Here is a 9,606-nt window from a genome sequence, read left to right as displayed (position 1 = left end):
GTTCATGACACGCTTACGTATCCCCTACCCCCATGTCATGTAGCAACTGACCGAGTTTACGTTGTCGCCATTTTTTAGTGCCAGAGACAGTATCTTCTATGAATTGGATATCGCTGATGCCCATCTGATTGGCGTATTCTAATATTCCATGCTTTTGATTTTGGGTATCTTGTGCGTCAGTCGAAACGCGCAAATAGGCGTAGGTTGTCATGCATCTTCCTTGGTTAATTACCTTAGACATCATAACAAAGGTGATAAATATGTGGACTTGAGATCTTCATCACTGAAGGTAACACATTTTTAGTCTTATGAGTGAAACACTAAAAATGTGTTACTTGAAGCTTATTATTTCATCATTTCTAAGCGATGGTAGAAACTTGTATCAAACTGCATATCTGCAGGCATTGCGATGATCCCCATCTTTACACTTTCGATAGCTAATTTATGGTGATCATTCAGCGTGCCATTTACTGGATATGATAGAACGATATTAAACGCTTCTTTTGCCAACAGTAACATTGGGTTATCTGGAACTTGCTCATCCGCTAATTTAGAGCGCTCAAGCGCTTCTGCTTTATTGTCACTTTTTTGTTTCCATTGAAATAAGAATTCAAGAGCTACAATGGTCTTCCCTCTATAGCGAGCTTTATACCCATAAGATCCTGAATCAGCATCAACGAGGAACGCTAATTCTTTTTTTACTTCTTCACTCGACGAGAGTTCCTCTATTGGCTTACGAATGCAGCGCTCTAGAAACACCTTATTATTTGAGTAACTTGATTTAGTGAGTTTTCCTTTCTCATCTAACAGACCAAATAACCCATGAAGCTGCTCAATAGACTGTTCGTGGAGCTTCATACCTGATTTCTTAAAACGAGATAAAATGCTGTAGAGACGTTTTGAGTGTTCTGACTTTAGGCTTCGAAATGATAAATGATTAATTTGAGCATGACCCGCAGACTGAGCAAGGTAGGCATCCATTAACTCAGCATTAGGAACCATGATTAATGATCCTTTTTTATAAGCAACTCGGCTAAAGAGTGGCATAAAATCAAACTCTTGCTCACTTTCATTAATTAGACCAACCTTACGAGACGATAACCTTTCAGCCATCGGTTTTAACGTTGGATAAAGCTGCTTTGCTGAGAGACCAAACCATTCCTTTAGCACTTCAGATTGAAAGGTATATTCTGGAGCATAGACGTGACGTCCCTCTTGGTATGCCACCCAGTGATCTTCATGTAACCGAGAAAGGAACAGCGCAAAAGTGTCATGCTCACGAGCTGTTAACCCCAATTGACTAAAAACTAAAGCATGGCTTTTCTTAAAAAAGTCATGAGGCAGTTCACGATAATTTTCAGTTGTTATCAATTGGCGATGATCAGTCATAGTAATTAGCTTCAGGTTACAGATTTTTAGTGTCTGATAATAATAAGACTAAATACCTGTGACCTCAATAGCTAATTTTGTGGTATAACACTAAAAACGAGTAACCTTCATCAAAGTAGTAACGCTTTCTCGTCAATATCATGTGTTATTGGATAAAAATAGTCACGACACTAAAAGAATGTGACCTTCACACTAAGAATTAGATCAATAAGACTAATTTATTGTAACCTTCAGACTAATTAAAAGATCAATGAGACTAAGAATAAGATCAATAACACTAATATAATGTGACCTGAAATGGTTTATCTTCATGATTTAAAAGATAAATTAGGACTCTATAGATCTTATATAGATTATAGATCGTATAGAAAATATAGATTGTTATAGAGAATGTGGATAAGTGGAAAAAACAAGTTTTTACACACTTACCCACAAAATCAAATATTTAATTTTGATTCTTTAATAAATAACAATATGAAAAGAAGGGTCATTTTTACGACACATAGAACATCTGTTTATTGATCACCATGTAACTAATGATTGCCATAGCTAGCAAAGATCACATTAATCCCCTTTTAATTCATACTCCAAATTTCATCATGTTACTCCTAAAAAAGAGTGTCTAGATAAATCATTAGCGAGATAAGCTGTTTCTAGTTGTGATACTCACTTATTAGGATTCATACCTAAGTCGATGCGGATCACTTACGCCAACGACAATAAATAATTGGGTGGTTATTAAGCGAATAGCTTTCTAAAAAACTATGAATGACAATTCTCTTTTCGTCCTTGACGGAGACGTTCTGCATAAGTAGAGATAAACAAGTTATCGGTAATGATTCATTTTTAAAACGGTAGAGCATGAGGATGCAATAAATCATGGAGAGTGATTTAACCGAATAATCAAATGAATAAATGGAAGGGGTTTACGTCCCAACCAACAAATGGTGTGGCGAGCCATCAGTTATGCCCAGCCCTAACTAATACACTGACTAACTACGCGCTTGATAAAAAAACAGAATTGAAAAGCTACAACATAATTAGGTCTTATCGATGGGATGAATTTTAGGTAGATGTTCACGTTTTAGTGTGACATTACCCAGCCCGTCATAAGACCTTTTTTGCCTGAAGAAAGTACGAAATAAATGACGGTTTTATTCGTACCTACCATCGCTCATTTCGTTATAGGTCATCAATCAAAACATTTACCCCTTACCTCCGGCGGAAAATTTTTTTGCATCTATAAAAACTCACCGGAGGCTCGGACGTTTTTTTGAACCTTGATCTACTCTTCCACCTATTATCAAAAAACACAGTTACACAGAAGCTTTTCGTTACTCGCAATATGCTACGGTGTAACAGATTTTTCCTAAGATGCTTCTAAGCTAGAGATACATTGTCTACGAGGATCTCATGCGATTTTTAAAGCTTCGAACTGATCATAAGCGAGTTAGGAAAAATGGAAGTCCTTATATCACTCCGTTAATTATTGATTCGCCACGTCGCTTCGCTCCATCAAAAGAGCGTAAAACGACAACCTTTAAGCGAACTCAATGTCAGCTAATTACTGGCGCACATGATTCAGGGAAAAGCCGGTGGATTTCACGTCTCATGGAAAAACAAGATGGTATTTGGGGAAACAAACATAAACCTGTGCACCTTGAAACGTTGCTACCAATGACAAGTTGGGTTGAAAACGAAGCGGTTGGAAAGTGGTATGAAGCTCAGCGAGAACAATCAGAAGATGGTGAAATTCAAACTGAGTGGCGAAAGCTAAACCTTCAATTAAAAGCTGATGCCCTATCCGATTATCTTTTAGATACTGGCGCATTATTATTTGTGGATGATGCACATAAGTTAACAGGGCGAAAGGCACAAGTCGCTCGGGCCTGTTTGCTATCAACTAAAATTTGGATTATGACAAGCAGTGAAGAAGGTCGACTTCCTCCCTCTATTAGACCTGTCATTGAACGTAGAGATCCGCAAAGAACCAATTTATTGACTGATGCGAGTTATGACACGACCAAAGCGTTGATGTGGTTTATTGTTGCGCTTTGTATTGTTTCTGGCGCATGGGAAGCCGGTGCTGTTGTAGGAGGATTACAAATGCTTGGTACTGGCAGACGATCTGCTCGTGCTGATTAGCTGATAAATATAATGAAAATAACCTTTGCTTTGCTGTTATTAGGAACCACTTCAATGGTGAGCGCGAATGATTGGGGGATCAGCTCGCCTTGGAGTGAACCTGAGATTTTACCACCAGAATCAAAACCATTTGAGTTGCCTACGTTACACGGTGATGCGCCGCATTTTAATACGCCAGTCCCTGCCCTACTTCCTGCGCCAAAAATTAACCCAGATATCATTTTTGAATCAGTACTGCATTGCTATCCAGAAAAAAGCAAATTCAAAATAGACATCGATATTGTTGCTGGTATGAAAGCGAATATGGATGAATACAACACCAATGATTGGCCAGAGATCTCAGAGCACTATATTGGGATAGTTGGCAAGATGCCGCTCTACTCAACTACAGAACAATCACGAGAGCGTCAATGGGAATATCAGCGCAGGACTGCCACCGCAACTTCTGTTGCAGCCTTCACGAAAGCATTGGCTAATCGAAACTATGCCTATCGAACGATGGGAATGTATTTGGCTTTAGAAGCCCGTTCACAAGCTCGTGTAAAAAAAGGGATAGCTAATGTTGATGAACAAATTGCGTTGCTAGAGAAGGTCGCGATGACTCACCGTGATGTATTAACTCATGAAGCGACATTGGTCGAGCAACGCCTTGCATTGGTGGCTATGTGTGAAGAGAGTCAAAGTGAAAATATGAATCGTTATTTGAAAAAAGTGGCTTACTTTCCTAAGCCCATACCATCAGATTCTTCACCATGAAATGGTTAAACCATACCCTGATCGCTGGCGCAATTTGTGCTGTGATATCACCGCCTCATGTGGCTGCTTGTGTTGCGGGCGCTACCGCACCTGACTGGATGGAATATGTTTATAAGTTGTCGGGTAAACATATCAAACACCGTGGCCCTACGCATGTGTTTACTCATTGGATCATCGCTGCGATAGCCTTTACATTTATTTGGGATTACCACGGGATATTCGTTGCGTTTTCCTGGGGAGGCGTGAGCCATATTCTAACTGATGCGATGACCGTATCCGGTGTGCCATTTTCCCCTTACAGTGATAGGCGTTTTCATCTGTTTGGTGGAAGGTTTAGAACGGGAGACCCGGTCGAGTATGCTATCTCTGCAGGAGTGATAATGGTCGCTATTGCACTAAATCATGTTACTGGCGGCCAAGGCTTTGCGCCTTTTTTCTATAACTGGGGCGGTTTATATGATCAAGGGTTGATAGACGGTTTAGAGTGGAAAACGAATCGATTTAGGCTTATTTAATGGGGATACGTTGTTAATGATGAGGCTGAGTATTGACAAATTTTAGAGGCACGATGAAAAAGGGATTTACGTTATTAGAGCTCATCATTACCGTGGTTGTGTTAAGCGTCCTATTGACGATAGCGGCACCAAGTTTTAGTCACTTGGTTGAACGCTTTGCAATTCATCAGGCGAAAAATGAGATATCTCAGATCTACAATATGGCTCGTTCCGAAGCGACATTTAGGAATAGACCTATGTATGTCCACTTTAAAAATGTGACGACAGCATTCTCTAATAATACTGATTGGTGCATTGCTGTTACGGAGTCTGCCACATTTTCAAATTGCTCGAATGAGGTTGTATACATACTGAAAGGCGACTTATTGATAGATATTTATATTAAGCGCCATGCGGCATACAGCTATGTTGAATTTGATCGAGTTCGAGGCTGGCCTGACTTGGGGGCTGGGGCGATTAACTTAATCAGTTTTTACAAAAATGAGAATAAGCCTCTTAATTTAGAGGCTCATTTCGTCGGTAGAAATAGTGTCTGCAGTGATGGTGGCGAATGGTATGGAATAGGGCAGTGTTAGATCGCTTATAGATGAGCGATTGGCTTAAATGAAAAACGAACCGATTTAGGTTGATTTGATATGGTAGTTTTTAAAAACAACCCCCATTGTCCCCAAACAACATCAGAGATTTATTCTCCTGCCTGACGCTTTAAACCATTTTAATAACTTTGTTGTCTTTAATGGTTTAATTTTGATCTTTAGTGCTTTATAGTGTTTGCAAGCGATTAAAGCACTAAGGATACCCATGACCACCATTATTGATTCATTAGAGCAAGTCTGTGAACGCATGCAGCAAGAGCAGTCCGATCTGAAAGCTGTTATCAAAGAGCGTATGCAGATAAAAGTAACAGATACCGAAATTGAAGGTAGCGTTGATAGGCTTATCTATAACCACTCATTGAAGAAAAAAGAGCTTCAAGAGTTGTTCGGTTTATCTCGTGTTACGTTCAATTCTCGAATCGATGAAGCAACAGAGCAGGGTGTTGTCGGCTCGCCGATTATCCAAGGTCGAACTCACCTATATAACCGCTTTGATGTTGCAAACATGATGGCGTTTATGGACTTTCCTAAGTACAACCAGCGTTTTGAACCGACAACGATTGTCGTTGAAAATCACAAAGGGGGAACGGGTAAATCAACCACTACCGTGACCTTAGCAACGGCTGCGGCACTTGATCTGAACCTTAATGCGCGTTGCCTCGTTATAGATTTAGATCCGCAAGGTTCAACTGGCCAAAACCTTATCCACCAAGCTGATGACGACTCGGTGTACATGACAGCGGTTGATATCGCATTAGCAGAGCAAGAGCCAGAAGGGGACTTTTCACAGTACCTAAATGACTACAGTTTTGACGAGTTGGTTAAAGCCATACCATTTAAAACCCATTTACCTAATCTAGATGTGATCCCTGCTTTCCCTTCTGATGAACGTTTTGTCGATTGTTACTGGGGGCAAGATGAAGCGGGACAGGAAGCATTGGTGAGTGTCTTGCGTGAGAAAATCCTGCCAGTACTCAAGCAAGAGTACGACCTAATTTTTATCGACACTCCACCACAAAATTCTCCAATTCTATGGGCGGTGAATGAAGCGGCTGATGCGGTGCTGATCCCTGTTACGCCACGCGAATTTGACTTCGCCTCTACCAGTAATTATATGGCGACTATGCCTGGAACATTCCGCGCTTTACCATCACAAGGTCAGAACCTTAAGTGGGCTAAGTTGCTGCCTGTTAACTTTGATGAGAAGAGTGCTCACGAAGTGAAAGTCTTCGATAAATTATTGCGCGCAGCGCAAGGGCATTTACTCTCTACAGCGATTCGTCATTCTGAAGCGTTTGTTGCGGCAGCAGAAAGCAATCGAACCGTACTTGATATTCGAAAATCAGAGCAAATCTGCAGCGGTAAACAATTTGATTTAGCCATGACATCAGTGAATGCGGTATATCACCAATTCATCACTGAAATTAAGCAGCTAGCAACGAAGGGGCTATAACATGCAACGACCACAAGACAAGCGAACCGGTTTTAACCAAGGCAACCAGTTAAGCAAGCGAACTAAAGCCGAGAGCCCTAAAAAAGTGTTCACTTTTGCTAGCGGTAAAACGGCAACCGCAGAACGAGTGGTGGTTAAAGCGGATCAATTGGTATCTAGAACTGCGATTCATCCTTTGAACCCACGTCGACAAGAATCTCTGACTTTAGACTCTGTTCGCGATATTTTGCTCAGTATTCAAGAAGAGGGTGTACATACTGAAGGTGTCGCGACCAAAGACGAGCAGGGCACTTATCAATTACTTGATAGCTCTCGTCGTCGTTTTACATGTGTGCACGTGAAGAAAGACCTGCCGCTCTGGGTGATTGAAGGAGACGTTGAACAATCTGATCTCGTTGCTTTTATTCAAACCACTCAATCGGTCAAGCGCTTGTCTTATCGAGAGCTGGGTTCTGATTACCAAAACATCATGCAAGAGTTAGGCTTCACTAAGCTTGATGAACTGGCCACACATTTGAATATTGGCCGTGAAACTTGTCGTAAGCGCTTTGCCGCTGCAGCTATTGACCAGCGTTTGATTGAAGTCTTCCCCGATTGTGAAGGCATTCCGAACGGTTATTACGCTAAGCTTTCGAAAGCAGAGAAACAACTGACGAAAGAGGGCGTAACTACAGCGCGTTTTATTAGCTCTCTCAAGCTAAACCTTGATGATGCTGTGAATGTTGAAGACAAGCAAAAGCAAGTGTTAGATACAATCGAAGCTAAGCTTTCAAAAGGGGACACGAAAGTCACTTGGGAAACCGAAGCTCTAGCTCAGTTTGATGATAAGAACCAATATGCAAAAATCTCGCGTAGTAGTGATAAGCGTGGCCTTAAGATTGAATTAAGCCGATTACCCGCAGATGTGTACGATGAAATTGTGCAGTTTATCTCTGATAAAGTACAAAACTAGTGACGGAGAACCCCGCCAATGAGCGGGGTTTTTTATGGGGACAGTGGGGGTTGTTTTTATACCTAATCAAATTATGAGTACCAGTATTACAGTTACATGTGTGTAATTTATCGGTTATAAATTTAAGATGATTGATATGCTTACTGGTAACGTTGACGTGAATAAAAAAGTGATCTTGAAGGAGTAGATTGCATGAGCAGAGAAGAATTTTGGGCTGAATTGGCTAAAGATAAGAAAGTTACAACAGCTTTCCCAAAAAAAGGAATGTTGTTCTTACCTAATATATTATCTGTATTGCAACTGATCAACCCTAGTATAACTCCGCCCTCTCTTTTGAAATCAACCTTCCGACAGTTAGATAAGCCCTTGCCTATATCTAATACAAGTTTAACTAATCTGTATTCTAATAAAGGTATTGGTTTAAAGTCAGCTAAAGCATTCTATAGCTCGATGTTTGAAATATGTCCTTACTTAGAACAATTTGTAGAACAGTGCTCTCAGAATTATCCAAACGGTATCGAAAACATTGACTCAACTCCTGACTGGGAAGCTTTAATTTACGGTCTAGATGATAATACTTGGTCTGTTGCACCGAATTTTTTAATGGAGCGAGTGCAATGTGAAAGAGTAGCGCTTCAAAAGAGGCGTCGGAGTATTGAATTAAAACTCAGTGAAAAAGAGGTAGGGAACGCTTATTTTGGTACAATTTTCCCCCAAATCCAGCTTTCTAAAAATGAACAAGATTTATTTTTAGAAAGTGTTTTATCGCTAGTAAAAGCAAACGAAATATCGACACAAACATCAGAAGTGATTTTGAATGTGTACCTGGACTTTTATTTTTCGTTACTTGCTTGTATGGATACAGAAATTCTTTATTACTTTAATCAAAGTTATGTAGAACATGGATTACCTGGTGAAGAGAGCGATACTTGGCCTAATGATGGTCTCTTTTTTGAGATAATGAAGTTAAGTGACAATGGTAATTTCTTTAATGGCTTTTTAAGTTATATTAAAAAAATTGCGAATATAAAAACTGAACGAGAATTTTGTCAGCATATCTCTGTAACACTTCAGCCTTTAGATCTTAATCATTCAGTAAATACAGAGGCAAGCGAACGAGATCATAAAGCAAGATTACTAGAAGCAAAACGAAGTGCATTGAAAGAGTGGCGAAAACAAAAAACAGGGGTCAGCATTGAAAAACTCGAGCTATTTATAGAGAGTATAACTAATGGTGACCTCATGGATTTAGCTACTTGCGGGTATATTTCGCAAATATTAGCTCGGCTGTACTCGAAACTCAAAGCCGAACCAGCGTTAAGTGATGAGGCTCTGGAGCGGCTTTTCTCAGAGGAGCGCTATAAAATATATTTTAAGCACATCAAAAGAAAAGCCACTGAAAATAACTGGTTTTAATATCTATTTTTTGGGAGGGCAATTGCCTCGACCTTTTCCTGAGGGGTTGCCTGTTTTGCTTGGTAAATTAGGTACTTTAGTCATTATCGGTTCTCCCAATCTTCAGGACGCTCATCTTCGCCACGAGATTGCCAATAAGCATCATGCTCTGGGTCTAGTTGCTGAGAATGATTATCTAAATCTTCTTTAGTTGGCTCATAGCCGTCTTTAAATCCACTCATATTAAGATTCCTTATTTAGGTCAGCATCATTGCTGATGAAGCGATTATTACTGATGCGGAAAATTAAAAAAAAGGGGGGTAGGGTAACAATTTTTTTATTTTCGATTATTGTCCTGAATTATTCATGAACGAGCCATTTGTTTGAATAGGGGCGCTGACGGAT

Annotated in this window: 10 protein-coding genes; 7 read left to right on the top strand and 3 right to left on the bottom strand. The window is 40.1% G+C overall.

Translation table 11 applies throughout. The features are described 5' to 3' along the window. Positions 1 to 13: 13 nt before the first annotated feature. On the bottom strand, positions 14 to 211 hold the full coding sequence (locus FCV43_RS17300; RefSeq protein ID WP_113795808.1) for a recombinase family protein: 198 nt from the start codon (positions 209 to 211) through the stop codon (positions 14 to 16). Positions 212 to 345: 134 nt separating this feature from the next. Then, positions 346 to 1,389: a replication initiation protein gene (locus FCV43_RS17295; RefSeq protein ID WP_113795807.1), complete on the bottom strand. Its 1,044-nt coding sequence runs from the start codon at positions 1,387 to 1,389 to the stop codon at positions 346 to 348. A 1,413-nt stretch (positions 1,390 to 2,802) separates the two neighbouring features. On the opposite strand from FCV43_RS17295, the gene FCV43_RS17290 reads away from it, so the two are divergent. The 7 genes from FCV43_RS17290 to FCV43_RS17260 all read left to right on the top strand — a co-directional run bounded on the left by FCV43_RS17290 (position 2,803) and on the right by FCV43_RS17260 (position 9,222). After that, the gene (locus tag FCV43_RS17290) at positions 2,803 to 3,534 is read left to right on the top strand and encodes a hypothetical protein (protein ID WP_113795806.1); all 732 of its coding nucleotides are present in this window, start codon (positions 2,803 to 2,805) and stop codon (positions 3,532 to 3,534) included. A 12-nt stretch (positions 3,535 to 3,546) separates the two neighbouring features. Then, positions 3,547 to 4,290, top strand: a complete 744-nt coding sequence (locus FCV43_RS17285) for a hypothetical protein (protein WP_113795805.1) — start codon at positions 3,547 to 3,549, stop codon at positions 4,288 to 4,290. Then, the gene (locus FCV43_RS17280) at positions 4,287 to 4,805 is read left to right on the top strand and encodes a metal-dependent hydrolase (protein ID WP_113795804.1); all 519 of its coding nucleotides are present in this window, start codon (positions 4,287 to 4,289) and stop codon (positions 4,803 to 4,805) included. Before FCV43_RS17285 ends, FCV43_RS17280 begins: the two co-directional genes overlap by 4 nt. Positions 4,806 to 4,858: 53 nt before the next feature. Next, entirely contained in the window at positions 4,859 to 5,380 is a 522-nt protein-coding gene (locus FCV43_RS17275; RefSeq protein ID WP_136995875.1) for a pilus assembly FimT family protein, read from the top strand. A 226-nt stretch (positions 5,381 to 5,606) separates the two neighbouring features. After that, positions 5,607 to 6,854, top strand: a complete 1,248-nt coding sequence (locus FCV43_RS17270; RefSeq protein WP_113795802.1) for a ParA family protein — start codon at positions 5,607 to 5,609, stop codon at positions 6,852 to 6,854. Between the two features lies 1 nt (position 6,855). Continuing rightward, positions 6,856 to 7,806 (top strand): ParB family protein, encoded by a 951-nt coding sequence (locus FCV43_RS17265; protein ID WP_113795801.1) that lies wholly within the window; start codon positions 6,856 to 6,858, stop codon positions 7,804 to 7,806. Between the two features lie 192 nt (positions 7,807 to 7,998). After that, positions 7,999 to 9,222, top strand: a complete 1,224-nt coding sequence (locus FCV43_RS17260; RefSeq protein WP_136995874.1) for a hypothetical protein — start codon at positions 7,999 to 8,001, stop codon at positions 9,220 to 9,222. An 83-nt stretch (positions 9,223 to 9,305) separates the two neighbouring features. Here FCV43_RS17260 and FCV43_RS20430 read toward each other — a convergent pair whose 3' ends face one another. Next, positions 9,306 to 9,443 (bottom strand): hypothetical protein, encoded by a 138-nt coding sequence (locus FCV43_RS20430; protein WP_170961687.1) that lies wholly within the window; start codon positions 9,441 to 9,443, stop codon positions 9,306 to 9,308. Positions 9,444 to 9,606 lie beyond the last annotated feature (163 nt).

The sequence above is a fragment of the Vibrio genomosp. F6 genome (assembly GCF_005146325.1).
GTDB lineage: Bacteria > Pseudomonadota > Gammaproteobacteria > Enterobacterales > Vibrionaceae > Vibrio > Vibrio cortegadensis.
This window is presented reverse-complemented; position numbering and strand designations above follow the sequence as displayed.